Here is a 435-nt window from a genome sequence, read left to right on the forward strand (position 1 = left end):
GGAACTCCTATTAAAAGTACTGCAAATGGGGTAGTGATCGCTGCTTCCTACACAGCCGGAAATGGCAATTATGTGAAGATCAAACATAACGACACTTATACCACGCAATATCTCCATATGTCAAAACGTGCTGTAAGGCAGGGGGAACGGGTAAAGCAGGGTGAAGTAATTGGCTATGTGGGAAGTACAGGGCTTGCAACGGGACCACACGTGTGCTATCGTTTCTGGAAAAATGGAGTGCAGGTGGATCCTCTCAGGCAGAACCTGCCTTCAGCCGAACCTATTGAAGACAAATATATTCCGTCCTATTTTGCTGCAATCGAGCCATTGAAGAATGAATTGGGACAAATAGAATTCAAAGAATCCATTTAAAAAATGACAAATACCAACCCGACCCATACTGAAAGCTGGAAGAAATTACAGGAGCATTTCAGC

1 protein-coding gene is annotated in these 435 nt (G+C 43.9%); it reads left to right on the plus strand.

Features of this window, described 5'->3' with window-relative positions:
- A partial coding sequence (locus HC175_RS18930; RefSeq protein WP_168139733.1) for a M23 family metallopeptidase occupies positions 1 to 372 on the plus strand: 372 nt, incomplete at its 5' end.
- Positions 373 to 435: the final 63 nt, after the last annotated feature.

Source organism: Salinimicrobium oceani (genome assembly GCF_012037645.1).